Below are 25,838 nucleotides of genomic sequence, written 5' to 3' on the forward strand. Positions count from 1 at the left end.
TTTACGACGACGATGTCGCCGATCGCGGGCAAAACCACGCTTCTACGGGGGTCGTGCGTGACTCAGTTCGACTGTTTGCCTGGGTTCTGCAAACGGAATTTTTCCTTGCGCTCGATCTGGACCACTTGTGCGTTGTGTACGGTGATTTCAACCGCGCCAAATCGCAGGTCACGCAACGCGCTCTGAATTTCACGCAGAATGCTTGCTTCGTCCTGGCCGTCGACGCTACGTAGAGATGCGCTCATGATCGTGCTCCTTGAAAGGGTTGCCCGCAGCGGCGGTGGGAATCGGCTGCTTGTGGCGTGGGAGCGATATTAGAGAGGGAGGGATATTCTTAAAAATACTATTTAAGAATGCAGATATAACAGAATGGAATTTGTAAACCCATCACATGCTCGACGCCCGCGCTCCCACAGATTTGACGATCATCGCTCCAAGACTCAAACCGCCGCAAAGACCGGCGCATGCTGCCAGTCGATCTGCTCGGCGGGCATGGGCTTGGCGAACCAGTAGCCCTGCCCCAACTCGCAGTGGTTTTTCAGCAGAAAGCCCGCCTGATCAGCGTGTTCGATACCTTCGGCCAGCACCCGCATGCCCATGGCACGAGCAAGGGCGATGATCGCGTGGACGATGGCAATGTCGTCATCGTCTTCAGGCAGACCGGCGACGAAGCCCTGATCGATCTTCAGCTTCTGCACCGGCATGCGCTTGAGCCGCAGCAGAGACGAATAGCCCGTGCCGAAGTCATCAATGGACAGTTTCAGCCCCAACTCGCGTAAGCGGTGCATTTGCTCAATGGCCTGCTCGGGGTCATCCATGACGGCACTTTCCGTCACTTCCAACTCCAGAAATCCCGGCGCCAGCCCTGTCTCATTCAATACTTGTGCGACACGCCGCTCCAGATCGCCACGGCTGAACAAGCGGCTGGATACGTTGACGGCCACGAAGGACAACTTAATGCCCGTATCAAGCCATTGACGCATCTGCCTACAGGACTCGCTGAGTACCCAGTTGTCGATGTCAGCGATCAGCCCACTCTGCTCGGCAATCGGGATGAACTCCCCCGGCGAGACCATTCCCAACTGCGGATGCTGCCAACGCACTAACGCTTCGACGCCTTCGATACGGCGCGTTTGCAAATTGTGGATCGGCTGATAAAACACCCTCAGCTCATCGTGCTCAATGGCCCGGCGCAGCTCGCTGGCCAGCTCCACACGACGCTGGGCGTGCGCCGTCAGTTGCGCGGTGTACAGCGCGTAACTTTCACGGCCTTGGCTTTTGGCCTGAAACAACGCTGCATCTGCATTGCGCAGCAGTTGTTCGGCCGTCAGCGCATCGCTGGGAAACAGGCTGATTCCGATGCTCGCCGTGAGGAACAGTTGCTGCCCGTCGATCACGAACGGTTCACGCAATCGGTCCAACATGGTCTGCGCAAGCTCTGCCGCCTGAACTGCATGATGTGGGCTTTCCACCAGCACCGCGAATTCGTCCCCGCCCAGGCGAGCCAGCGTCAGGCCCTTCTCCAACAGGCTGCTCAAGCGCCCACTGACCGCCTTGAGCACTTCATCGCCCATGTTGTGCCCTAGGCTGTCGTTGATGTGTTTGAAATGATCCAGATCGATCAGCAGCAACGCCAGGTTCTGCTTGTGACGCCGGGCGTGGCTCTGCGCCTGCTCGGCACGGTCGGTGAACAACAGGCGGTTCGGCAGGCCGGTCAGCGCGTCGTAGTGGGCCAGATGGGCCAGTTCTCGCTCAGAATGCTTGACGGTGGTGATGTCGGAGAACACCGCAACAAAATGGGTGATCTCGCCCCGATCGTTCTTGATGGAGCGAATGCTCTGCCACTGCGGATAGACCTCGCCGCTCTTGCGCCGGTTCCAGATTTCACCACTCCATTGTCCGGCGCTGAGGATGGTCTTGTACATGCGCTCGTAGAATTCCGGGCCGTGGCGCCCGGACTTGAACTTGTTGGGCGTCAGGCCCAGCACTTCGTCCTGGCGGTAACCGGTGATTTGCATGAACGCGCGATTAACGTGCACGATCACACCGTTGGCGTCGGTGACCAGCACACCTTCCAGTGTGCTGTCGAACACCGCCGATGCGAGCCTTAGGCGCTGAATGTCTTCATCACGCCGAGGCCCCATCCCTATCCGCCGTGACAATCGGACGCGGGCGAGAAAGATGCAGACGCCACTGATGGCCAGCCACCCATAACCGCTCATCAGTTGGGCGCGGGCCAACCGGACCGGGTCATCGATCAAATGGGGTAACGCGTAGTCGCTGAACGCCAGCCAGAAAATCGACAGCAGCCCATACAACAGTGCGGTTTTGAGCGCATCTCGGGTAATCGCTGACATGGAAAACCAAAAGCCTTACGAATGGACGGGATTATAGAGTAAGAAACATCCTGCGACGCTTATCTCAAACGCGGACTGTTTTTATCAGATGGCTAAGTGATAATGCGCGTTGCCATCTCAGGGCCGTCGCATAGGCCCTGCACTCCCGATGCGTTACAACCGAGGGCAACTCAGCCTATGTGGAACAACGGTCTACTCGACCTTTCCGTCTGGCAATTGGTCGCAGTCATTCTGGCGATGACTCACGTCACCATCGTCAGCGTCACAGTCTATCTTCATCGCTATTCCGCGCACCGCTCACTGGAGCTGAATGCCGGGCTCAAGCACTTTTTCCGTTTCTGGCTGTGGCTGACCACGGCGCAGAACACCCGCGAATGGACCGCCGTCCACCGCAAGCATCACGCCAAATGCGAAACCGAAGATGATCCGCACAGCCCGGTCATCAAGGGCTTGTCTACCGTACTGCGCAAAGGCGCCGAGCTGTATCGCGCCGAAGCGGAAAATCCGGACACACTGCGCATCTACGGCAAGAACTGCCCCGAAGACTGGATCGAACGTAACCTGTACTCGCGCTACCCGAAACTGGGCATTGCGATCATGGCAGTGCTGGACCTGGCGCTGTTCGGCGTCATCGGCATCACGGTCTGGGCCATCCAGATGATCTGGATTCCGCTCTGGGCGGCCGGTGTGGTCAATGGCCTGGGCCATGCTGTCGGCTACCGCAACTTCGAATGCCGTGACGCCGCGACCAATCTGGTGCCGTGGGGCATCCTGATCGGCGGCGAGGAGCTGCACAACAACCACCACACCTACCCCAACTCGGCCAAGCTGTCGGTCAAGCGCTGGGAGTTCGACATGGGCTGGGCGTGGATCAAGGTGTTCACCTGGCTGCGTCTGGCCAAGGTGCAGCGGGTTGCGCCCATTGCCCATCGGGTCGAAGGCAAGGGCCACGTGGACATGGACACCGCCATGGCCATTCTCAACAACCGGTTCCAGATCATGGCGCAGTACCGCAAGCTGGTGATCGCGCCGTTGGTGAAACAGGAACTGGTCAAGGCCGATGCATCGGTGCGTCATCAATTCCGCCGCGCCAAACGCCTGTTGTCCCGGGAAACCAGCCTGCTTGAAGACAAGCATCAGGTGCGCATCCAGACCATGCTGGAGCACAGCCAGGCCTTGAAGGTGATCTATGAAAAGCGCCTGGCCCTGCAACAGATCTGGGCACGCACCAGCAGCAACGGCCACGACATGCTCGCCGCGATCAAGGACTGGGTGCACGAAGCCGAAGCCAGCGGTATTCAGTCCCTGCGCGACTTCGCTGATCAGCTCAAATCCTACTCGCTACGCCCCCACCACGGCTGATGCCGTTGATCGGCGCACATCCGGATGGATGTGCGCCTGTCGGAACTAAGTGCCACTACACCTATCTCATTAGCACCTTCGCACTATGCTGTGTGACACGTTGTGGCTGTGCGCCGCACCTTATTTTGAGATGCCGTGCTCATGGACAACAATAAATCCGCGCTCGACACCCCAGCCTCCGCTGAAACCCTTCTGGCCCTGATGCACGCCCAGGCGGAAGTCGCGCGCCTGAGTGAGCGGGAGCAGTTGTTCAGCTCCTTGCTGGTCAGCGTCAACGCCGTGTTATGGGCCTTCGACTGGCAGACCCAGCGCATGGTTTACGTCAGCCCTGCTTATGAGCGCATCTTCGGTCGCTCGGCCGGTCTGTTGCTCGCCGACTTTGGCGAGTGGCGTGACAGCATCTACCCCGACGATCTGGATTACGCCGAGCGCAGCTTGAGTGAAGTGCTGGAAAAGGGCTCCATCGAGGATCGCGAATACCGCATCATCCGCGCGGACGGGCAGGTGCGCTGGCTCAGTGACAAGTGCTTCGTCAGCCACCAGGCCGATCAGCGTCTGATCGTGGTCGGCATTGCCGAAGACATCACCGAGAAGAAACAGCTCGAAGACGAATTGCAGCGTCTGGCGACCACCGATGTCCTCACCCAAAGCAGCAACCGACGGCATTTCTTCGAATGCGCACAACGCGAGTTCGAGCAAGCCCGTTTGCAGGGCACACCGATGGCGTTTCTGTTGCTCGACGTCGATGACTTCAAAATGGTCAACGACACCTGGGGCCATCAGGAAGGCGACGTTGTACTGCAACGCATTGCCGAATGTGGGCGAAATACGCTGCGCCGTGGCGACCTGTTCGGGCGTATCGGCGGTGAGGAATTTGCGGCGGTTTTCGTCGGCTGCGCACCCGACATGGCCAAACAGATCGCCGAGCGTCTGCAACGTGAAATTCAGCGCCTGACCTTTCAGCGTGACGACAAGGTGTATGGGATTACCGCAAGCCAGGGCCTGACAAACCTCGGCAAACAGGACCAAAGCCTCGAAGCCCTCTTCGCCCGCGCGGATGCGGCGATGTATCAAGCCAAGCGGCAGGGCAAGAATCAGATTGTGTTGGTGTAAATCTGCCCTTGAGTGGCGTGTGACTGCAAACTCACCTGACGCGCTGCTATCCCTGTGGTAGCCAGCAAGCCGGCTCCCACAAGTTTGCGTCCCGTCTTGAAGACGTAATCAAGCGACCAACTTATTACGCACCCGCTCCAGATCCGACGCATTGACCTTCAACAGCCGCGCCGACTTGCTCTTGGCCAGCGCTTCAAGCGGGTCTTCCTGCCCCAGTCGCCCCATCTGCCCTGCCAGATTCATCGCCAACACCTCACGGGTGTAAACCCCGGTGTTGTACTGGTAAACGGCCGCGATCAGCTCGCGCAACTCCAGCGGCAGACGCCAGCGGGTGCGCAACGCCGAACCGAACGCAGCGGCATATTGCTCAAGGGCGTGAGCGATGGTCGCGTCATCCAGCGTGCCCCCCGCCTGACGCCACTCCTGAAGGCAGCGTATGACCGACAGATCACCCAACCCCCTGAGCAGCCCCGCGCAATAACAGCGCTCGTGATCCAGATCCAGCGTGCGCGCCAGAATCCGCGCATACCCCGCCGTGCGACGAGACACGTCCCAAATCTGGCTCGCCTGAAGAATCAGGGCTTCGTCGGTCAATATCGCCCCACGCTTGAGCGCCAGCCCCTGAATCAGATTGGTGCTCTGCGCGCCGCCCAGAACGTTCAGCGCCTGCACCAGCGTCTGCTGCGGCTTGCCCTGATGCTGCGACGCACTGTTGGCCGCCGCGATCAGCACAGCAGTGACATGGGGGTCTTCGATCAACTCGCGCTCAAGTACCTTGAGATCAACGCCTGCCGGGCTGCGGCTGCGCGCCAGCACATCACGCACATCGACATACAGCGGGCCGCCATCGGCCAGTTCACGGCGTTTCTCCAGAAAGGCATCCAACCCGACGCCTGGGGCCAGTGCCGGGACCTCACACGCCACTTGCGCGCCATCCTTGAGCAGCAGGTTTTCCAACCGTTGGCGCAAGTTGTCGATATTAAGGGGTTTGGTCAGGTATGCGGTGGGGGCCAATTGCACGGCTTCGCGTACGCTGGCGCTGTCGTTGCGATTGCTCAGCAGAATGAAACGCACGGCAGGCTGGCGCTTGAGCAGCCTTACACCTCGCAACAGGCTCAGGCCGTCCACGCCCGGCAGTTCGCGGGACGCAATCACCAAGTCTGGAATGTACCCGCGCATCAGTTCCACAGCCTGTTTGCCGTCCAGGCACACATCAAGCTGTGCATCACAGCGCACATCCAGCACCAACTCACTGAGCATTTCGCGGGCCCAAGGGTCCGCCTCGGCGATCAACACACGAGGAACTAAAGGCGCCTCTACAACGGTCATCATGACTCTCCGGCATCAGTCTTCGTACATTAGTCAAAGACCGGCGAGTGAGACAGGGCAAAAGCGCGTTTTCTGACGTCAATAAACGAAAAAACCTGCCGAAGCAGGTTTTTTCTGACGAACTGGTCACAATTTGATCAATTGCGACCTGACCGCTGGAGCATCAAGCCAGTTCAGCGAAGCACTCTTCGATGATCTTCAGGCCTTTGTCCAGCTGCTCGTCTGGCGAGGTCAGCGGAACCAGAACGCGCAGCACGTTACCGTAGGTGCCGCACGACAGCAGGATCAGCCCCTTGTCACGCGCCTTGGCAACGACCGAAGCCACGGCAGCCGCGTTTGGCTTGTGAGTGTCGCCGTTTTCGAAGCACTCGATGGCGATCATCGAGCCCAGAGCACGAACGTCGCCGATCACACTTGGGTGTTTGGCTTGGATGGCTTTCAGGCCCGTGACCAGACGTTCACCCACAGCCTTGCTGCGGTCCAGCAGGTTTTCTTCTTCGAACACTTCCATGACCGCCAAGGCAGCGGCGCAAGCAATCGGGCTACCCGCGTAGGTGCCGCCCAGACCGCCCGGGGCGATGGCGTCCATGTATTCGGCCTTGCCGCACACACCGGCCAGCGGGAAGCCACCAGCGATGGATTTGGCGAAGGTGGTCAGGTCAGGCGCAACGCCCATTTGCTCCATGGCGAAGAAAGTGCCGGTACGGCCAGCGCCGGTCTGCACTTCGTCAGCGATCAGCAGGATGCCGTGCTTGTCGCACAGCTCGCGCAGGCGCTGCATGAAGGCTTTCGGGGCGACGTAGAAACCGCCTTCACCCTGAACCGGCTCAAGAATGATCGCAGCGATGTCACGTGGCTCGGCGTCGTTCTTGAAGATGCGCTCGATGCTGGCGATGGAATCGTCGATGCTGACGCCGTGCAGCTCGTTCGGGTACAGAGCGCGGAAAACGCCGCCTGGCATCAGGCCCATGCCTGCGGAGTACGGCACGACTTTACCGGTCAGGCCCAGGGTCATCATGGTGCGGCCGTGGTAAGCGCCGGTGAAAGCGATCACGCCAGCACGGCCGGTGGCGGCGCGGGCGATCTTGACGGCGTTTTCGACCGCCTCGGAACCGGTGGTCACCAGCAGGGTTTTCTTGGCGAAGTCGCCTGGAACACGCGCGTTGATTTTTTCACACAGCTCAACGTACGGCTCGTACGCCAGCACTTGGAAGCAGGTGTGGGTCAGCTTGGTCAGCTGCTCTTGTACCGCAGCAACGATTTTCGGGTGCAGGTGACCGGTATTCAGTACCGCAATACCGCCCGCGAAGTCGATGAACTCACGACCTTCGACGTCAGTAACGGTAGCGTTCTTCGCGGTATCGGCGAAGATCGGGTGAATTTGACCAACGCCACGGGGTACAGCGGCTTCGCGGCGTTTCATCAGGGATGCGTTGGTTTTGCTCATGACTTCCTCATTCACCGCTCATCGGGCGGCGTGGTTCAAGGATGAAGCGGCGGGGGTCAACAGCGGCAGCATACGATGATCGACTGCCGCGGCCTCCCGGCCACCAGATAGTTTTTCTACAACAAAAACCCGCAAAGCGTCGCTCTCGCGCCCTTCGGGCTGAATCTTCCACCTCTATTTGAAGCGTTGCGAGCGACGGTCAGGCAAGGCGGCAAGGTTCGAAAAAAACGGAGTTGGCTGCAGCCAATGAGTATTTTTTCGAACCTTGCCAACGCAGCCTCACCGAGCGCAGCAGGTTCAAACGCTCAGGCAGAGGTATTTGATTTCCAAATAATCTTCGATGCCGTATTTAGAGCCTTCACGGCCCAAGCCCGACGCTTTCACACCGCCAAACGGCGCGACCTCGTTGGAGATCAGGCCGGTGTTGATACCCACCATGCCGTACTCCAGCGCTTCGGCCACGCGGAACACGCGGCTCATGTTCTGGGCGTAGAAGTACGACGCCAGACCAAACTCGGTGTCGTTGGACATCGCAATCACTTCAGCTTCGTCTTTGAAGCGGAACAGCGGCGCCAGCGGGCCGAAGGTCTCTTCCTTGGCGACGGCAGCGTTTTTCGGCACGTTGACCAGAATAGTCGGTTCGAAGAAGTTGCCTTCGATCAGCTTGCCGCCGGTCAGGACTTTCGCGCCTTTGCTCAGGGCATCATCAATGTGTTCCTGGACTTTCGCCACAGCCTTGCCATCGATCAGCGGGCCAGTGGTGGTGCCTTCGGCCAGACCATCGCCGACTTTCAGCTTGGCCACAGCAGCTTGCAGCTTCTCGGCGAACGCGTCGTAAACGGCGTCCTGCACGTAGATACGGTTGGCGCACACGCAGGTCTGGCCGTTGTTGCGGTACTTGGACACAATCGCGCCTTCGACGGCCTTATCCAGATCCGCGTCGTCGAACACGATGAACGGAGCGTTACCGCCCAGCTCCAGCGAGACTTTCTTGATGTCGTGGGCACATTCGGCCATCAGCTGACGACCGATTTCGGTCGAACCCGTGAACGACAGCTTGCGCACGATCGGGTTGCTGGTCAGCTCGGTACCGATGTCGCCCGCGCTGCCAGTGACAACGCTGAATACACCGGCAGGAATGCCAGCGCGCTCGGCCAGCTCAGCCAGCGCCAGCGCAGAATACGGAGTTTGCGAAGCAGGCTTGAGCACCATGGTGCAACCGGCGGCCAGTGCAGGACCGGCTTTGCGGGTGATCATCGCCGCCGGGAAGTTCCACGGGGTGATCGCAGCGGTCACGCCGATTGGCTGCTTCAGGACGATCAGACGCTTGTCAGGCTGGTGGCCCGGAATCACATCACCGTAAACGCGCTTGGCCTCTTCAGAGAACCACTCGATAAAGGAGGCAGCGTAAGCGATCTCACCCTTGGCCTCGGCCAGCGGCTTGCCTTGCTCCAGAGTCATCAGGCGACCGAGGTCTTCCTGGTTTTCGATCATCAACTCAAACCAGCGACGCAGCTTGGCGCCACGCTCTTTGGCGGTCAGGGCACGCCAGGCTGGCAGGGCTTTGTCCGCGGCCTCAATGGCACGACGGGTTTCGGCAGCACCCATTTTTGGCACGGTGCCCAGAATTTCGTTGGTCGACGGGTTGTTGACCTTGATGGTCTGGCCGCTGTCGGCATCAGCCCAGGCGCCATTGATGTACGCCTGCTGGCGGAACAACTTCGAATCTTTGAGCTGCATGTCGGCCTCCTAAACAGCACCGCGCAAGGCGGAGCGAATTATTGATTATTCAAAGGCGCCTTGAACAAGGCTGCCGTCAGGAAAACATTCGCCGGGCCCCGCACGCACGGATCGCGAAAGGCGCGAGTGACCGAACGGGAGCGTTTGAAATCTCAAACGAATCCTAGGGACAACAGGGGTAAAGGACAATAGTCCGTTCGAAAAAAAGAACGCTGATTGTCGTATTGGCGAAAAATTCTGATCAACGTCACCTCCAACATCTGGAAACGTGCGAAATCAACAACAGTCGTTCGCCAGCATGGACGCACGCAGGCCAGATGAGTATCATGGCGCCCGCGTTGCACTTGTAGCTCAGCTGGATAGAGTACTGCCCTCCGAAGGCAGGGGTCGTGGGTTCGAATCCCGCCAAGTGCGCCATTTTTGATTTCAGCGCGTGCGAGACGTTCTGAGAATCTGCTTGATAGAAAGAAGCCCGCGATGCGCGGGCTTTTTTGTTTTTGGGCTGCCTGTGCGGCAGTGAACGTTTCGTCGTAACGCAGACGCGAACATCGATTTTTCTGAGCTGCCGTACAGGCAGCTCAGAAAATCAACCAGATCATCAAAGCCTGTGCCCTCCCTCTACTCCTGCTCCCCATCCCCCAACCCCAACACCACCTGCGCCTGATCCAGCCACACTGCTTGGGTCTTGCCGTCATTCCCGGTGACTTCCGCTCGCACCCATCCACCACTGGCCACTGAGGTGACGCTCACGGCGGTGCCTGCCTTAACGAACTCGCGTTTGTGGGTGCAGGTGGATTGGGGGGCTTGGTAGATCCAGGCGTTGCCGCCGATGATTTTGCCTTGGAGGGGCGGGGTGTAGGTTTCTTCCTGCATGCCGATTTTCTGGTTCAGCAGTTCGCAGTCGACCGGCGCGGCGGCCATGCCGCTGATGAGTTGCACTTGTTGCATCAGCACCTGGGTGTGGTGAAAGCCGGTTTCGGCGCCGAACAGGGTGCCTTTGAGCACGACGGGTTGGTCGAGGTAGGGTCGCAGGTTGTCGTAGTCGGTGGCCTGGAGGACCAGTTGGACGAGGGTTTCGTTGTCTTCGACGCTGATGTCGCCTTCGTTTTCGTTGCCTTTCATGCACAGTGGCTCGGACAACGAGAGGTAAAAGCCGACCTGTGGTTCATCGCCAGTGACGACGTCTTCAAAGCCGGGCGGGCCGGGGAAGACCTGCCGCGTCAAGGTGCCGCTGAGGGTGGTGTCGGCCGGTTCGTACTGGTTGCACTCGCTGGCCTGCGCGGTGACAAAAAGCGAAAGCCAGAGGCTGAGTATCAACGGTAGGTGAAAACGAGAGATGGTGGTCATTGAGGAAGTTTCCGACAGCACTTCAGGATCGATGATGAGAGGTTAGAGAAATCTCTGACAGGCGCCAGCTTTAGATGAACGACACGCGCAATCCGGCAATGCCCCTTGAGAAATGGCCGTTTGATGGCATAGCATGGCGCGCTCAGGAGATGGCATTCCTCCTTATTAACCGCCTTCGGGCTGATGATGCCTACGCGATCCCTCTGGAGGGGTGCGTAGGCTATCGCCTTGCTTTTCTCTTCCAGCGGGTTATTTCCGACTCTCTGGATAGACCCCATGTACAAATCTCTGTTGGCCGTCATCGTTGGCGGCAGTCTCGGTTGTGTGTTGCGCTGGGCCATCGGCCTGAAATTCAACACGGCCTTTCCCAACCTTCCTCTGGGCACGTTGCTGGTGAACCTGATCGGCGGGTTCGTGATTGGCGCGGCGATGGCCTTTTTCCTCAAGACGCCCAGCCTCGATCCGGCGTGGCGCTTGTTCGTTACCACTGGTTTCTGCGGCGGACTGACCACCTTTTCCACGTTCTCTGCCGAGGTGGTGTACATGCTGCAAGACGGTCGTCCGGGCTGGGCTGCGGCGACCATTACCACTCACGTGGTGGGTTCGTTGCTGATGACGTTCGCCGGTTATGCGCTGATCAACGCGTTCGATTGAGAGGTGGCGTCAAAGCTAGCAGACCATTTGCCACGCCTTGCGGTGGGTCGTTTTGTCACTCTATATTTCGGCCCATCGTGCGAAACAGCGAAGGGATTTGCGTCAGCCAAGGCGCGATTCTGACAGCCGTGCGGAGCCTCACTCTGCGTCATGGATCACTTCTTCAAGGACGAACGAATACAGCATGAGCCCCTCTTCCACTCCCCGCGCCGATCGTGTGCAAGGTCTGTTGATTGCCCTGATCGGTGTCGTGCTGCTGGCCGTCGCCGGTTATCTGGACAGCGAGCGTCACGGTTTTCTCTCACACGCGCAAAAGCACCATGGCGGTCAATACCACGCCAGTGGGCGCTGTGCTCGGCCCTTTGGTGATGCAGCGTCAATTGCTGCAATCGACCAAGGGCACGCTGGTCATGGCGGGCGTCAACGCCGGTTTACAGGCCGGGGCGGCGGCGCGATTTACCTCGTCGGTCTGTTCTGAAAAAAAACCGGCCCTGCTCATCGAACAGGGCCGGTTTTCTCGTTACTCAAACCCGCTCAATCACACATTCGGGCAAGGCACTGGTGCCCAGTCGCCCAGGTCCGGGTTTTTGCACATGGCGTTGACCTGCGACTGACCGGTGGCTGCCACCTGCTGGCTCGCCGCCTGTTTGGCCTTGGCGTCCTGCAAGGTCTTCTCGGTGCTGACCGCTTCTTGAGGCACGGTCGGCAGCTTTTTCTTCACCGGAGCCTTTTTCTTGCTGGTCGTGGTGGTGGTTGTCGTGGTGTCGGCAGCGGCGACGGTCGCGACGTCCGCACGTTTTACGCCCACAGTTTGCAGGTCTTTTTCGTAGGCCTGGGTGTAGTTGTTGATGTCTTCACCGGCCTTGCCGTTCACCGCGGTGATCAGGTCGTTGGACTCTTTCAGGCCCGCGACGATTTCAGCCAGACGCTTGCGTCCTTCGGTGTCGTTGATAGTCTTCGCCTTGCGCCCTTCGACCAGCTTGGTGAACTCGCTCTGGTAGCACGACTGCGACGCCTTGGCGTAGCCCACGCTGCGGTCGATGTCCGCCGTGCTCTTGTCGATGTCGGTGGCGTAGGAGCCGATGCGCTGATTGTCGTCAGCGATCTGCTTTTGTTTCTCGGTGTAGTAACCCGCCGCGCCGCCGACCAGCGCGCCCCCTGCAACGCCAATGGCAACGTTGCGTGCGCGATCTTCGGAGTTGCCGACCAGTGCACCGGCCAACGCGCCGCCCAAGGCGCCCACCGCAGCGCCCCCCAGCACCGACTTGCTCACGTCAGAGTCGGTCTGACGCAAGTGCTGCACCGGCTCATAGCACGTCGGGTAGTACTCGACCTTGGTGGTCGCGCCTACTTTGGAAACCGGCGAGTTGGCACATCCCGCCATCAGCACGAAGCTGAATCCTGCGACAACCAACGCTAGCCCACGGCAATTGAAGTTCGAAACCACAGTGTTAACAGCAGGGTTACGGGATAACTGCATGGTGATGCTCTCTTTTTTGGTTTTACAACGCCGGCAGGGCACATGCCTGACCGGACTCCCTTTAAGCTCGCTGGGCGACGGCCGTCATGGCTGCGCGGCCGAAGCGAGCAATTCCTTCAGAATCGCCTGTGGGTCCGCCCGCTTCTGCTGGCGGTAGTTGCTCACATGACGAACGAATAACGTGGCCCGGGCGACCAGGCTCTTGCCCAGCACCGGCTTGCGATTGAGTTCTTCCTTGACCCGCTGGAACTGCGCCTGAATCACCGCGTCGGTGTAGCGCGTGCCGGTCGCAAGGTTGTCGATGTAGATGGCCACCGCGCCGTCCAGTGCGCTGGTGCCGTTTGCGATGGCACCCGCAAACAGCTTGGCGCTGGCCTCGTCCTTGGCATCCGCCGCCTGCTTCTGGCTTTTGCGCAGGTTGGTCAGGCGAATGTTGTAGTTGTTGATGGTTTCAGCGACGAGGGCCGAAGACTGAATCAGGTTGCCCGCCGCTTCTTCACGCTGTTGGGCGATCAGCGAGACGTTGCGCTTGAGTTCTTCGTTCACCAGACCCAGCTCGGCCTGAAGGCGAGGGTCGCTGCTGGCCGCGATGATGGTGTCCAGCCGCTTGGTCGGGTCTTGAGCGTCGTCAATGGCATCGGTGAGAGAGGCCAGTCGCCCCTCTTTCTGCCACTGCTCGAACAGCTCTTTATAGCGAGAGCGAGGGGCAGACAACGCGCCGATGGCGACCCGGAACCCAGTGGTTTCATTGCTCTGCTCGGTGCCGTCGGCGGCAAACAGCGGGTACTCGCGGCGCATGCCGGTGAACAGCGTGCCCTCGCCTTCCAGATAATTGCCGCCCTTGGCCACGAAGCCGCCGTAGGTGCCCTGACGACGCCCGGCGTGAACCAACTGGAACGACTCCTGAACCATTTCGGCGGCGTTGCCGATCACATCGAACAGGCCAATCGGGTTGGGCAATTTAGTGCCAATGGGCATCAGTCGCGCGGCCTGGCCAGTGCCCCCCGCCACCTGATTGAACACCGCCCAGTCACTCAACGGGCCGTCTTCTTCGCTGCCTTCGACACGACGCGGGAACAGGCGGCCTTCCAGCTCCTGACGGCTCACGGCCTGACCACCTCGCGCGGCGTACTCCCACTCGACTTCGGTGGGCAGGCGCACGAATCCGACGCCGCCGTCGTCATCGGTTTTGCCGCGCCCGCTGATGGGCAGCAGGTCGCGGTGGTACTTCATCAACCAGGCGCTGTAGACCGCCGAAAAGCGCTCGGCTTCAAAGCGCGACAGCTTGACCTTGGGCAGCCGTCCGATCATGCCTTCCGGCGCTTCGCAGGCCGGGGCCGGTTCGCCGCTGGCCAGCGATTGCGCCTGGGACATGACCTGCGCGTATTGCCGCGCCGTGACTTCGTACTTGCCGATGAAATACAGCATCGGTTTGAGCGGCGTGGCGGCGTCGGTTTCCGGTAATTGCGGGCCAATGGTCTTGCGCCAGTCGCCGGGCAGGTCGTTCAAGGTGAACTGGCCGTTGATGAAGTCGCGGCGATAGCCAGAAATGAACGACTGCTTGTAGCCCGCTTCGCCTTCGCTGAACGGGTATCCCAGGCTGACCTCGCGATCATCCAGCGAACCTTGCGCCAGCACGTAGACGTAACGAAACACCATTTCCCCCTCGCACGGCAGCGGCAACACAACGTCGTCCGCAAGCGGCTTGGGGTTATCCAGCGTGTTGTCCTCAGCCGCTAGCGCCAACGACGACAGGCTCAAACACGCCCACGCGACAGCTGCCGCTCGGGCCATCAAGCGCCAATCAGACATCTCGTAATCCTTCCGAAGCGTCGATGCGCGCCACACGCCAGCCGCCCAATGCCGCAGCGCAAGCGCTGGCACCGAGCACAGCCAGCACGGCCACGCAGTAATGACGTAACAGCAGGTGGCTGGCGTACTCCCCCGGCACCTGCACGAATAATTGATTGAGGCCGCGCTCGGCCAGCGCGTAGAGCACAAAGCTGATGACCGTCGCGAGCACGCCGCTGTAAAGGGCTTGCAGGATGACGAACAGCAGCAGCGCTCCTGTGCTGAAGCCCAACAATCGCAACACCGACAGCTCGCGACGCTTGCGCTCGACCGCTGCCAGCGCGCCCGCGATAACGGCGGCGACAGCGCCGAGGACAGCGAGGGCGGTAATGATCCAGAACACCAGGGTCAGGTTGCGGCTCAAAGACTGCACCTGCGCGATGGTTTGCGCCTGCGTCGAGACAAGCAGATGCTGATCGGCGAAATAACGACGCAGCGGCTCGACGTCGTCGAGCGTGCGGGCATAGAGACGGAATGCCGGGAACACGCGCTGCTCATCAACCGCAGGCGCATCGCCCGGCCAGCCAAATGCGTCAACCGCACGACCGTCGCGGTAATCTTCGACGGCCTCCAGTAGCGCCATCGACGCAAACAGGGCATCGCGCCCAAAGGCTTCCAACGGCAACACCGCCGAAACCTGCAAACGCGTGCGCTGCACCTGTGTCACCCCTGAAACCTGGCGAGTGAAGGCAGCGTCGAGCCAGTCACCGGCCTGAGTGCCGAGTTTTTCGGCAGCGGTCTGGCTGAGCAAAATTTGATCAACACCAGCGGGCGGCGATGCCGTGCCCAGCAGCGGATCGCCAATGGCGGTGGGAATCATCTCAACGTTGACCACCTGCCCCTGCGCAGGCACGGACAGATCCGCCGTGGCGGCGATCTGTCGGGTGCGCGGCAGAGCGAACGCGACATCGGGTCGTTTCGTCAGGGCGTCGACAAAAGCGGCGCTAAAGCGACCGCCGCCCATGGGAATCACCTCGCGAACGGCGGGATCGCGCTCAAGGCGCTCAGTCAGGCTTCCTACCAGACCGAACTTCAACCCAAACAACACCAGCAACGGCGCGATCACGGCGACCAATGCCAACACGGTGCAGGCCGAGAGCCGCGCATCGGCGCGGTAATCCTGCAAGGCGAGGGACATCACCAGCGTGATACGCATCAGTGTTCGACCTCCAACGTGGCCGTCACACCGCCGTCTTCGTCGCGAACACAGACGATGCGCAACGGGCGCAATCCCATTTCCAGCGCCAGCACCTCATCATGAGTCGCGATCACGCAGCACGCTCCCTGCTCACGGGCACGGCTCAGCAACAACTGCATGACGCGCAGGGCATTCAGCGGGTCCAGCGCCGCAGTGGGTTCGTCGGCCAGCAGCAATCGAGGGTTGTGCGCCAACGCTCTTGCGCATCCGACTCGCTGCCGTTGGCCCACCGACAGCATGTGGGGCCTTTTGCCCAGTTGTTCGCCAACTTCCAATTGCGCCGCCAGACGCTCGACCGTGCCGTCATCGCTCATGCCCAGCAACCGGCGTGACAGGCCGATGTTGGCACGCACATCGAGGTAGCTCAGCAGCCCACCGGTTTGCAGGACATAGCCAATCTGGCGGCTGCGCAGTTGCGCCAGCTCGCTCTGTCGGGTGTCACGCCACAGCCCGGCGACATCGACATGATCACCATCGACAAAGAAATCGAAACACTCAGCTGCGTCAGGCGAGAGCACCCACGCGAGCAGGTCGAGCACGGTACTTTTGCCGCAACCGCTGGGGCCAATCAGCGCCCATTGCTCGCCCACGCCCAGCTCCAGACGCGGGATCACCAGGCTGAAACGCTGGCTGCCCTCGCCCCGCGTCTTGCGCACCGCTCGCAGGCTCATCATCACGGCAACGTCGACAACGGAACGCGATATAACGCATCACCCGGCTCGGCATCGCCGAAACGGACCCAATTGGCCAGATCGTTGTGGAAGGTTTCGTAGAGGCGAATCTTGGAATCCAGTTCGTCGATGAAGTCCTCCTGCTCGGCCACGCTCAGCGACAGCCACAAATCCTGGGTCATCGTCAGCGATTTACTGCGGTACGGCAGCCCTTCCAGGTATTCACCCAGCACGCCGCTCTGCGCCAGGTTGCCACCCTTGCGCAGCGCAGACGGGTCGCGGCTCATGTAGGCACTGGCGCTGGCGATTTCCTGGAAGAAATCCTTGGGCGAGCTTTGTGTCTTGCGCGCCGCATCGACGATGAGTTTCAGCGACTGTTGCAGATCATTGAGCTGCAACTTGCTGAGCATCACGCACACCTGAAACTCCGGTTGCGCGGGGTTGGTGAGGTCACGATCTGCCGTCCATGCACTGACCAGTTGCGGCGCGCGCACCCCGGTTTGCTGGCCGAGAAAGTCCATGCGCATCGCGTAGCCGATGGCGGCCGATTTGTCGGCCACGCTTGGCGCCGACGGCAGCGAAGGTGCGACCTGCGGCTGGTTGCTGCGCACCTGATGGACGAGATCGGCGAACACCGAGCCGATTTCCGAGACCCGCTCGCCGAATTTCTGCACATCGCCCCCCGGCACCGGCACGTACAGATCACCGATCTGCGGGTTGGCGTCGGCGGTCAGCGTGCGGTATTGCTGCTCGGCGAAGGCGTGATTCTTCTTGCCCGCATCGGTTTTCAGGTGCAGCGCATAGATCTTGATCTGCTTGCCCAACGCGGCCTGACGCACCTCGGCCTCGTTCATCTGCGTGCTGCTGAAAGGGTCGTTCTTACGCAGCGAGCCGGCGTCGCTGACCAGCAGAATCAGCCGTCCGCCGTAACCCGACCAATCCATACCGTTGACGGCCTGCATCACCCCGGCGAAAGCGTCTTCGTTGAAGGAGTGGCTGGACACGTTGGTGGCTTTGACCTGCCGCGCCAGCTCCAGAAAACGCTGCGGATCGCGGCCCTGATCCAGTGTGATCAGGGTCTTGGTGAGGTATTCCAGGCCCGGCGTCTTGCTGACGTTGTTTCGAAAGCCCACCAGACCGAAGCTGACGCTGTCCAGTTCGCCGCGCTTGCCGATCTGGTTCTGCAACTCGGCGATCACGTCGCGTACCTGATCGATGTAGGGCTGCATGGACACCGACGTGTCGACCACCAGCACCACCCCCGTGCGGAAAGCATCTTTGCTGGCGGCAGTCTTGATCGCCTCGCCGGATGCCGTGCGCTGAGGGGTGTTGCCGGGGTCAATGGAGGCGACGTTAAGCAGTTGAACGGGCTGAGCGTTCTGGTCGAATGTTTCCTTGGCGTCGAAGATCGGCAGCAAATAAAACTGATTCTGCGGCACCGCGCTGGCAGCAGGCTCAAGGGCCAACACCTGATGACTGTCATCGGCGTTTTTCTGCGCGTTGAGCAGCAGTTTTTTGGCCGCTGCCGGGTCGTTCAGCAGCTTTTCCAACGGGCCGGGTTCGCGCAGGAACATCGCCGGAGCACGCCCAGAGCGCTCGCTGAATTTGAGCACCAGACTCTGCTTCCAGTCGCTGACCTGATCGGCAGGCAACCAGCCTTCGCTGTGCCCGTCACTGGCAGCGCCAACCAGCAGCCACTCGCTGCCACTCAGGTGCTTGCGCTGGTAAACGTACAGCACCGAAAACGCCGGAAGCACCTGATCGCCTGTTCCACCCGCCTCTGCCGCGTATTGGGCGCCGGGTTTGCTCAACACGCGCTGAAACAGGGTCTTCTTGTTCGCCATCAACAGCGGACGATTGCCGCCATCGGCGTCTGTCACCGGGGTTTGAACCGAAGGCGTGGCAGCCAGTGTTTTTTCGGGGGCAACAGGCGCAGTGGCGGCAGGCGCTGCATGACTGGCCGCAGTCGTAGAAGCTGCGGCGGGCGTGTTGTCGCCCATCCACCAATAGGCACCGATGCCCAGCCCCAACGCGGCGGCAATCGCGACGCCCAACAAGGCCAGCACAGGCCCCTTGCGTTGCTCGGACGCGCTGGACGTTTCCAGCACCGGCGTGGGCCGTGGTGGCGGCGCGGTTTGCACAGGGGGCGAGTCGGGGATTTCGATGGAAACCGGCGTAAGGCCTGCCAGATCATTCTTTGGCGTTGAACTCGCCTGAAAATCGGCAGGCGGCAGCGGCAACATGCGGATCTGCGTAGCGTCGCTGTCTTCGGGCGGTAAAGCATCCAGCGCCGCGATCAGCTCGGCTGCATCGGCAAAACGCTCTTCGCGGTCCTTGGCCAGCAGTTTGGTGAGGATGTGCTGATAGCGACCGTGGTGAATCGGCAGCTCCGGCAACGGCTCGGTCAGGTGCGCGAGGGCCGTGGACAGTGCGTCAGTGCCGTTGTAGGGCAGTTTGCCAACGAGCATTTCGTAGAGCACGACGCCAAGGGCGTACAAATCAGCACGACCGTCGATTTCCAGCCCCCGAGCCTGCTCGGGGCTCATGTAACTCGGGGTCCCGACGGCAAAACCCGCCTGAGTGAACTGGGTGCGGTCATCCAGCGATTTGGCGATGCCGAAATCCGACAGCACCGCCGAGCCATTGGCGCGAAACAGGATGTTGGCAGGCTTCACATCACGGTGCACCAGCCCTTCGGCATGGGCATACCCCAACGCCGATGCGATCTGGCGAATGTAGGTCAGGCCTTGCTCAGCGCTCAAGCCGCTGGCGATGCGCTCTTTCAGCGTGCCGTTGGGCAGGTATTCCATCGCCATGTAATACAGGTCGCCGACATTGCCGATGTCGTGAATGGTGACCGTGTGCGGGTGTGACAGGCGCGCAAGCGTCTTGCCCTCGCGCAGAAAGCGTTCGCAGAACGTCGAATCGGCAGCCAGCGCAGCGGCCATGATTTTCAACGCCACCTTGCGCTCCAAAGAGCGTTGTGTGGCGAGATAGACCGTGGCCATGGCGCCTTCGCCAATCTCGCCTTCGATGTCGAATCCGGGAATCAGTATGTCCATGCTCGGGTCTTCAGACGGCTTTGACGACAATGGCCGTGATGTTGTCGGGGGCGCCCCGGGTCAGTCCCAGATGAACCAGGCTGCGGACCACCTGATAGGGGTCGGCATGGCCCAGCACATCGCGAATTTCGTGGTCTTCGGCGGTCTTGTTCAGGCCGTCGCTGCACAGCAGCCAGGTGTCGCCAGGCAGGATGTCGAGGTTGAGCATCGCCACATCGAGCGCGTCATCGACGCCGATGGCGCGGGTGACGATGTTGGCGCGCGGGTGCACACGGGCTTCGGCCTCGCTGAGCAGGCCGCTGTCCTGAAGGTCCTGGACGTAGCTGTGGTCGCGGGAGATGCCGATCAGCTCGCCATCGCGCAGCCGATACAGGCGGCTGTCTCCAGCCCACAGGCACACGCCCTGATCGCCACGTACAGCGAAGGCGACGACCGTGCTGCCCATCATGCTCAGGCCGCGACGCAGGGTTTCGGCGCGCACTGCCGCGTTCACTTCCGTGAGCGCCGTACGCAGCGCGCAGGTGTAGATCGACAGCACGTCAGCCGGTTGTGTCCGACGCAGGCTGTCGACGATCAGGCTGGCGACGTAATCCCCCGCCGCGTGACCGCCCATGCCATCGGCGACGGCCCACAGTCCGTTTTCCGGCAGTTCGAGAAAAGCGTCTTCGTTGATCTGCCGCACCATGCCAACGTGGCTGTAACTGGCAGAGCGGTATTGAAGTGTTTCAGGTCGTGCAGGCATCTAGATCGACGCTCCTTGTCCCAACAGATAGCTGCCGAATTCAGCGGCGTCAGGCAGGCCCTGACAGCGCATCAAGCCCGGCGCGATACGTTCCGATCCCTTGCCCCACCAGAGGCTGGCGCCTTCACAGGCCAGTTCGGCCAATACGCGATGACGCTGTTCTGGCTCGTTCGCCCGCGTGCGCTGTAGCCCGGCAAAACGATGAATCGGTTCGCGGGCAACGGTGGGGAGAAAACCTAGAGTAGACACACCGTCATCGAAGGCCGAAAAGTCGGCGCTGTCGTCCAGCGTCGACAACATCAGCGCTTCGACCTGTTCAAACCAGGCATCCGGCGCGCTCACCAAACCGGCCAGCGACTGTCCGGCTTCGAGGGTCTGGGCGACGGTCAGCGGAAAATAACGCCCGACCCGATCAATGCTCGGCATCAGCACCCCCACCACGGCATCAGGGCCGCACACACCCGCCGCCAGGGCGAAACGCCACAAGGGGCTGACCAGATAGGCATCGAGCCAATCCTCGCCCAACTGCTGCTGGCTGACGTGCAACCCTGCCGCCAACCAGGCGTCCCAAGGCTGAATGAAGCTTTGCGGCAGGCCGCGACTGACAAAATCGCCACGGCTGGGCAACTTGCCGTAAAAACCCAGCGTCGTCATAACCGCTCCGGCAGGCTGAAGCCGCTCAACACACGGCTCTTGAACGGGTTGAACGCGCTGTTGGCGCGCAGCTCGTAGGAAATACTGGCGTTGTCGACCCGCAGCCGCAGGTTGAAGCGATCAGGCGAACCACCGGCTACCAGATCCGACTGCTCCAGCAAGCGGAACCAGGCCCACGGGCCGTCCAGCGTGATGCCCGAACGACCGCTGGCCGCAGGCGGCGAGATCGACAAGCGCACCACGCCAATGCTGCCAGGGTTCGGCCATTGCATCGCAACCGGGCGGCTCGGGCCGTGGTCGTAGCTGATTTGCTGGCCGTCGAGGTCCAGCAGGAATTGCGTGACAGACGCGTCCATCGCCACCGGCTTGAGTTCGAAACGCACGGTCGGCTGCACGCCGCCGGAACGGAAGAACGCGTCACGAATCGCCGCCGCGCGCTGGAACGTCTGCAACACCGAGGCATTGATGCCCAGCTTCTGCGCCGCACCCGGCTGCCAGCGCCAGGCCGACGCGGAGGTGTCGACGTAGGCTTGCAGGTACTTGCGGAAGTAGTTGTCCATCACCCCGCCTACCCCGAAGAACTGGCCGAAGTCATCCAGCGTTGCATCCCGCGCACTGCCGGGCGCCAGCGGGTAGCGACCGCTCAACGACTGTCGATAAACGTTCACCACGTCGCTGACCCACGCGGCGTTCAGTTGATTGCGAACGCCGCCCATCATGGTGTTGGTGGTGGAACTGACCACCGATTTGACCAGCCCCTGCACCACGGGCGGCTGGCGTTCGGCGTTCAAGTTGACCCGAGTCGCCGCAGCGCTCGCCGAATTCTTGGCTTCGCCCAACAGCGCATCGCCGCTGGCACCGACCATGGCGCTGACCTGCACGTACAGGGCGTTCATGTCAGCCAGCAATCCGTCGATGGCCGCAGGCTCGCCTTCGCCCTTGGTAACGAAAGCGTTTAGCTCGGCAAAATGCGCGCTCACCGGATCTTCGTTCGCCACCGGTGCAGACGCGATGTTCGCCTGCTCCTGCCCCAGCATCGAACCCAGTCGCTGTTTGAGCTGATCGACACTGCCCTCGACCTTTTTGCTTTGCTCGGCCAGCAGTTTGTCTTCTTGCTGCAAATTGGTTTCTTTGGCGACCGCCACCAGCAGCTTTTTCAGCGGCGAGGTCGGCCCGGAAATCACCCGCAACACATCCGCTGCCTGAGCGACGCTGGTGATCGGCACGAAGTCGATGTCGGCGAGCAGCGCGTCCCACTGACGCTGGTAATCCTGGAAATACAAGCGGCGCACATCGCCTGCAAGGCTGGCGACGTTCTGTTGGTCTGCACGATCCAGGCCTAGCACCCACTGCTCTTCAGCCAGCGTGCCTGCCTGGCTCAGACTGGTTGCAAGAAAGACCTCGCGATAGCCTTTGGCGGTGAAGAAACCGCTCAAGGGATCGCCCAGTGGCTTGCCGCTTTTGCGTGAGAAGACCAAGGCCGCGTCACGACCAGCGGCGTCAGTCAGGCGGAAATCCGGCACGCTGTCGGGCAGCTTCTGGCGCTTGACCCGGTCGTACACCCGCTGGGCCACGGGCAGTTGCTGCAACTGCCGACGCAGATCGTCGATCAGGCGCTGATCCAGGCGCGCATTGGGCGGATGGCGCTCGAACAGCGCCTGCAAATGCTCTCCCAGCGCCTGACGCTGATCGGGTGGCAAATCCCGTGGCAGGCTTTGATCCCAGTCCAGTGCGATCCAAGCCTTGATGAAGTCGGGATCGTAATGCTCGCTGTCCGCCAGCATCAGATAAGCCTTCAGACCTTCGTAAAGGAAATCCGAACTGCCACCACTGCGCAGTTGCTCTTCCACGCGGGTGACCAGACGCGGCGCGAACACAGCTATCAGCAACTTGCGGTACACGCTGCCAGATTCGGCTTCCAGCATGTCGCCCTGGTACAACCCCAGCCCCTGCGACATGCCCGGTGGATCACCCGCCAGATTGCGCACGGCATTGAGCAGCGGCAGAACGGCCAACACGTCACGCTGCGCCGGGCTCAGGCTCTGCACGCTTTGGCTCAACGGGGCGACTTTTTGATCGACCTGTGCGATGTACGCCTGATTGGCGCGGAAACTGATCAGCCACAACGTGCCGACCACCAGCACCAGCGCGACGGTCGCGGCCAGCGCACCTCGCGCCAGCCATTTGCGCCGCCGCTCGACCTTCGGGTTGACGCCCACCAGCCCGCGCTCGGCGAAGGCCACAGCGGTGAACAGCTTCTGGATGAAATAGCTACGCCCGGTACCGGTCTGCCGCGCCAGGTGTTGGCGATCCAGATTCATGCTCTGGGCCATGGCGCCAATCAACCGGTCAATCGGGCTGCCTTCCTGAGTCCCGCTGGTGAAATACACGCCACGCAGCAGCGCCCGATCCTCAAACGCATTGGGCTTGAATACGCCGTCGAGGAAGCCTCGCAGTGTTTCTTTCAGCGCGCCGAACTGTTGCAGAAAGCCGTAAATCAAATCGCGCCGCGCGGGGTCCCGCTCCTGCTGCAAACGCTCGACCAGCCGCGCATTCAGGCGTTGCTCCAGCAACGCGAACTCACTCAGGAAATTGGCCAGCGGTCCGTCAGGTTGCTTGCCGTCGTCGAGGGCAAACGTCATGCCCCAGACTTGCGCGCGCTCCTCTTTATTCAGGGCGTCGAAGAACTCCATGAAGCCCGGCACCAAATCGAACTTGGTGAGCATGACGTAGATCGGGAAGCGCACGCCCAGTTGGCCGTACAGCTCCTGAATTCGCGCGCGAATCGCCGTGGCATGGGCCGCGCGCTCGGCTTCGCTGCTCAGCAGCAGGTCAGAGAGGCTGATGGCGATGAACGCGCCGTCGATGGGGCGGCGCGAACGCTGGGTTTTCAACAGGTCGAGAAAGCCCAGCCAGGCGGCCTTGTCGACTTGGGCGTGACTGTCTTGTGTGGTGTAGCGGCCCGCGGTGTCGAGCAGAACGGCTTCATCGGTGAACCACCAGTCGCAGTTGCGCGTGCCGCCCACGCCACGAATCGCGCCCGCACCCATTTGCGCGGCCAGCGGGAAATGCAGCCCGGAATTGACCAGCGCGGTAGTTTTGCCCGAGCCGGGCGGGCCGATGATCACGTACCACGGCAACTCATAGAGGTTGCGCCGCTCATCCCCACCCAGACGGGCCTTTTTCAGTAACTTGAGCGCATCGTCCATGCGCTGGCGCAGGGTCGCCAACTCTTCGGCGGTGGCCACGCTGGCAGCGTCCGGCGCGGTTTCGGCTGCCAGACTCTCCATGACCTTTGCTGCATGCCGCCGCGCCTGAATGATGCGAAATACACGCCACACGATCCAGATCGCGAACAGCAATACGATCAACGCCCAGCGCCGCCCCTCGGGCACCAACACGTCCAGCACCGGGCCGACGAACCAGATGATCAGACTCAGCGCGATCAACCCCAGAATCGGCACGACCCAGCGAATGACAAAACCGAAAAACGCCTTCACTCGACCCCCTCCGCCAATACTGTGATTTCAACCCGACGGTTCTTCGCACGCCCCTCAACGGTGGCGTTGGAAGCCACCGGCTCGGTGTCGCTGCGCCCCTCGGCAGAGAAACGTTCGGGCTGGCCGGTCTTGGCCGCCAGAATCTGCAAGACCTGCTCGGCACGGGCCTGAGACAGCGCCCAGTTGGAAGGGAAGCGAAGGGTGGCGATGGGGCGGTTGTCGCTGTGGCCGGTGATGCGCACTTGGCCCTTTACTTTGCGGATGGCGTCAGCGATGCGCAGCATCAGGGGCTGGAAATCATCGACGATGGTGGCGCTGCCCGAGGCAAAAATCTCGTCACCGCGAATGGTCACCACCGAGCGGTCCACGGCGTCTTCCACCGCCACTCGATTGGCTTTGATGTCCTCCACCAGAAAGCCCGCCAGACGCGGACGCTCGATGACCTTTGGCTGAACCACCGCCGGGGTGATCGCCTGCACCGGGATCTCGCCCAGCGCATGAATGTTCTTGAACACCGGTTCCGCGTCGGCAGCGAGCTTCAGCCGCAAGCCGAACAGCAGCACCAACAGCAACGCCAGCCCGATGGCCAGCCCAACCCAAGGCGGCACGAATTGCGAAAGCCGATCGCGCACCACGCTCAGCCCGCGCCAATGGGGCGACAGTTCGCGCTCGAACTCGCCACGGGCGCTGCGAATCGCGGCACTGGTGCGCTCGCGCAGCGCTTCCAGTTGGCTGCGGCCATCGTTCATCACGCGATAGCGACCTTCGAACCCCAGGCACATGCACAGGTACAGCAGCTCCAGCAGATACAGCCGTTCGCGGGGGCTTTGCAGGCAGTGTTCCAGCAACTGAAAGACCTTCTCGCCCCCCCAGGCTTCGTTGTGCACGGTGATCAGCAGGCTTTGCTTGCCCCACTCGCTGGTGCTGCCCCACGGCGTGCTGAGCACGGCTTCATCGAGTGCCGTGCAGAGCGCATAGCGAGCAAGCAGAACCTCATTGCGCACCATACCAGCGGCTTCGGCACGCTCTTCGAACTGGCGCAGATAACCCAACAACTGCGCCCGCAAGCTGGCGGGCGCCGGGTGGGCGATGGTGCTGCGCAGGCGCGTCAGCATCGCCAGCAGCGGACCGGCTGCGGCTTCCAGTGGATTGAGACCCTGCGCCTGACCGACCGGCAACGGTGCAGCGGGCACCGAGAGCGGCGGCGGTGTCGGATTGGCTGGCGCGGCAGCAGGTTGAGGCCCTCGGCCACCGGGGCGAGGCATAAATTGAGTTCGGTCGTTGCCGGGCATCGGCGGGTTGAACGGTTCGTCGTGGGAAGGCATCGCGCG

19 protein-coding genes, 1 tRNA gene and 1 riboswitch are annotated in these 25,838 nt (G+C 61.3%); of the genes, 5 read left to right on the forward strand and 15 right to left on the reverse strand.

The features are described 5' to 3' along the window. Positions 1 to 62: 62 nt before the first annotated feature. Both oscA and dibA read right to left on the reverse strand, forming a co-directional pair. Positions 63 to 245, reverse strand: a complete 183-nt coding sequence (gene oscA, locus ACI5GA_RS15240) for a sulfur starvation response protein OscA (protein ID WP_108237597.1) — start codon at positions 243 to 245, stop codon at positions 63 to 65. Positions 246 to 440: 195 nt separating this feature from the next. After that, the gene (gene dibA, locus ACI5GA_RS15245; protein WP_421423224.1) at positions 441 to 2,357 is read right to left on the reverse strand and encodes a phosphodiesterase DibA; all 1,917 of its coding nucleotides are present in this window, start codon (positions 2,355 to 2,357) and stop codon (positions 441 to 443) included. A 177-nt stretch (positions 2,358 to 2,534) separates the two neighbouring features. Between dibA and desA the strand changes: the two genes are divergently transcribed. Both desA and ACI5GA_RS15255 read left to right on the forward strand, forming a co-directional pair. Next, on the forward strand, positions 2,535 to 3,719 hold the full coding sequence (gene desA, locus ACI5GA_RS15250) for a delta-9 fatty acid desaturase DesA (protein WP_404636886.1): 1,185 nt from the start codon (positions 2,535 to 2,537) through the stop codon (positions 3,717 to 3,719). A gap of 141 nt (positions 3,720 to 3,860) precedes the next feature. Next, on the forward strand, positions 3,861 to 4,832 hold the full coding sequence (locus tag ACI5GA_RS15255) for a GGDEF domain-containing protein (RefSeq protein WP_404636888.1): 972 nt from the start codon (positions 3,861 to 3,863) through the stop codon (positions 4,830 to 4,832). Positions 4,833 to 4,940: 108 nt separating this feature from the next. On the opposite strand, the gene ACI5GA_RS15260 is transcribed toward ACI5GA_RS15255, so the two are convergent. From ACI5GA_RS15260 to gabD, 3 genes are all read right to left on the reverse strand, one after another. Further along, positions 4,941 to 6,161: an HDOD domain-containing protein gene (locus tag ACI5GA_RS15260; RefSeq protein ID WP_404637022.1), complete on the reverse strand. Its 1,221-nt coding sequence runs from the start codon at positions 6,159 to 6,161 to the stop codon at positions 4,941 to 4,943. A 163-nt stretch (positions 6,162 to 6,324) separates the two neighbouring features. Continuing rightward, a complete protein-coding gene (gene gabT / locus ACI5GA_RS15265; protein WP_404636890.1) occupies positions 6,325 to 7,608 on the reverse strand; it encodes a 4-aminobutyrate--2-oxoglutarate transaminase in 1,284 nt (427 codons plus the stop codon). A 297-nt stretch (positions 7,609 to 7,905) separates the two neighbouring features. Then, positions 7,906 to 9,348: an NADP-dependent succinate-semialdehyde dehydrogenase gene (gabD, locus tag ACI5GA_RS15270; RefSeq protein ID WP_404636892.1), complete on the reverse strand. Its 1,443-nt coding sequence runs from the start codon at positions 9,346 to 9,348 to the stop codon at positions 7,906 to 7,908. Between the two features lie 340 nt (positions 9,349 to 9,688). Here gabD and ACI5GA_RS15275 point away from each other — a divergent pair. Beyond that, positions 9,689 to 9,765, forward strand: a tRNA-Arg gene (locus ACI5GA_RS15275). A gap of 201 nt (positions 9,766 to 9,966) precedes the next feature. Here ACI5GA_RS15275 and ACI5GA_RS15280 read toward each other — a convergent pair. Further along, positions 9,967 to 10,695 carry a DUF4431 domain-containing protein gene (locus tag ACI5GA_RS15280; protein ID WP_421423227.1) on the reverse strand — a complete coding sequence of 243 codons (729 nt, stop codon included), beginning with the start codon at positions 10,693 to 10,695 and terminating at the stop codon, positions 9,967 to 9,969. 136 nt (positions 10,696 to 10,831) lie between these two features. Next, a riboswitch (Fluoride riboswitch) is annotated at positions 10,832 to 10,895 on the forward strand. Between the two features lie 76 nt (positions 10,896 to 10,971). Between ACI5GA_RS15280 and crcB the strand changes: the two genes are divergently transcribed. Further along, positions 10,972 to 11,349, forward strand: coding sequence for a fluoride efflux transporter CrcB (gene crcB, locus ACI5GA_RS15285; RefSeq protein ID WP_404636896.1), 378 nt, complete (start codon positions 10,972 to 10,974; stop codon positions 11,347 to 11,349). A gap of 184 nt (positions 11,350 to 11,533) precedes the next feature. Beyond that, the gene (locus ACI5GA_RS15290; RefSeq protein ID WP_421423229.1) at positions 11,534 to 11,827 is read left to right on the forward strand and encodes a hypothetical protein; all 294 of its coding nucleotides are present in this window, start codon (positions 11,534 to 11,536) and stop codon (positions 11,825 to 11,827) included. A gap of 60 nt (positions 11,828 to 11,887) precedes the next feature. Here the strand turns inward: ACI5GA_RS15290 and tagQ are convergent, their stop codons facing one another. From tagQ to ACI5GA_RS15335, 9 genes are all read right to left on the reverse strand, one after another. Beyond that, a complete protein-coding gene (gene tagQ, locus ACI5GA_RS15295; protein WP_404636898.1) occupies positions 11,888 to 12,829 on the reverse strand; it encodes a type VI secretion system-associated lipoprotein TagQ in 942 nt (313 codons plus the stop codon). 84 nt (positions 12,830 to 12,913) lie between these two features. Beyond that, complete coding sequence (locus ACI5GA_RS15300) at positions 12,914 to 14,641, reverse strand: formylglycine-generating enzyme family protein (protein WP_404636900.1); 1,728 nt, start codon at positions 14,639 to 14,641, stop codon at positions 12,914 to 12,916. Then, positions 14,634 to 15,836: an ABC transporter permease gene (locus tag ACI5GA_RS15305; RefSeq protein ID WP_421423232.1), complete on the reverse strand. Its 1,203-nt coding sequence runs from the start codon at positions 15,834 to 15,836 to the stop codon at positions 14,634 to 14,636. Before ACI5GA_RS15305 ends, ACI5GA_RS15300 begins: the two co-directional genes overlap by 8 nt. Beyond that, on the reverse strand, positions 15,836 to 16,552 hold the full coding sequence (locus ACI5GA_RS15310) for an ABC transporter ATP-binding protein (protein ID WP_421423234.1): 717 nt from the start codon (positions 16,550 to 16,552) through the stop codon (positions 15,836 to 15,838). Before ACI5GA_RS15310 ends, ACI5GA_RS15305 begins: the two co-directional genes overlap by 1 nt. Beyond that, positions 16,552 to 19,611: a serine/threonine-protein kinase gene (locus ACI5GA_RS15315; RefSeq protein ID WP_421423236.1), complete on the reverse strand. Its 3,060-nt coding sequence runs from the start codon at positions 19,609 to 19,611 to the stop codon at positions 16,552 to 16,554. The genes ACI5GA_RS15310 and ACI5GA_RS15315 overlap by 1 nt, the downstream gene beginning before the upstream one ends. Before the next feature lie 10 nt (positions 19,612 to 19,621). After that, on the reverse strand, positions 19,622 to 20,353 hold the full coding sequence (locus ACI5GA_RS15320) for a PP2C family protein-serine/threonine phosphatase (RefSeq protein WP_421423238.1): 732 nt from the start codon (positions 20,351 to 20,353) through the stop codon (positions 19,622 to 19,624). Further along, positions 20,354 to 21,007: a type VI secretion system-associated protein TagF gene (gene tagF / locus ACI5GA_RS15325; protein ID WP_421423240.1), complete on the reverse strand. Its 654-nt coding sequence runs from the start codon at positions 21,005 to 21,007 to the stop codon at positions 20,354 to 20,356. Further along, on the reverse strand, positions 21,004 to 24,507 hold the full coding sequence (gene tssM / locus ACI5GA_RS15330; RefSeq protein WP_421423242.1) for a type VI secretion system membrane subunit TssM: 3,504 nt from the start codon (positions 24,505 to 24,507) through the stop codon (positions 21,004 to 21,006). The genes tagF and tssM overlap by 4 nt, the downstream gene beginning before the upstream one ends. Then, a complete protein-coding gene (locus ACI5GA_RS15335) occupies positions 24,504 to 25,832 on the reverse strand; it encodes a DotU family type VI secretion system protein (RefSeq protein ID WP_421423244.1) in 1,329 nt (442 codons plus the stop codon). Before ACI5GA_RS15335 ends, tssM begins: the two co-directional genes overlap by 4 nt. Positions 25,833 to 25,838 lie beyond the last annotated feature (6 nt).

It is taken from the genome of Pseudomonas sp. Pseu.R1, from assembly GCF_045764065.1.
Taxonomy (GTDB): Bacteria; Pseudomonadota; Gammaproteobacteria; order Pseudomonadales; family Pseudomonadaceae; genus Aquipseudomonas.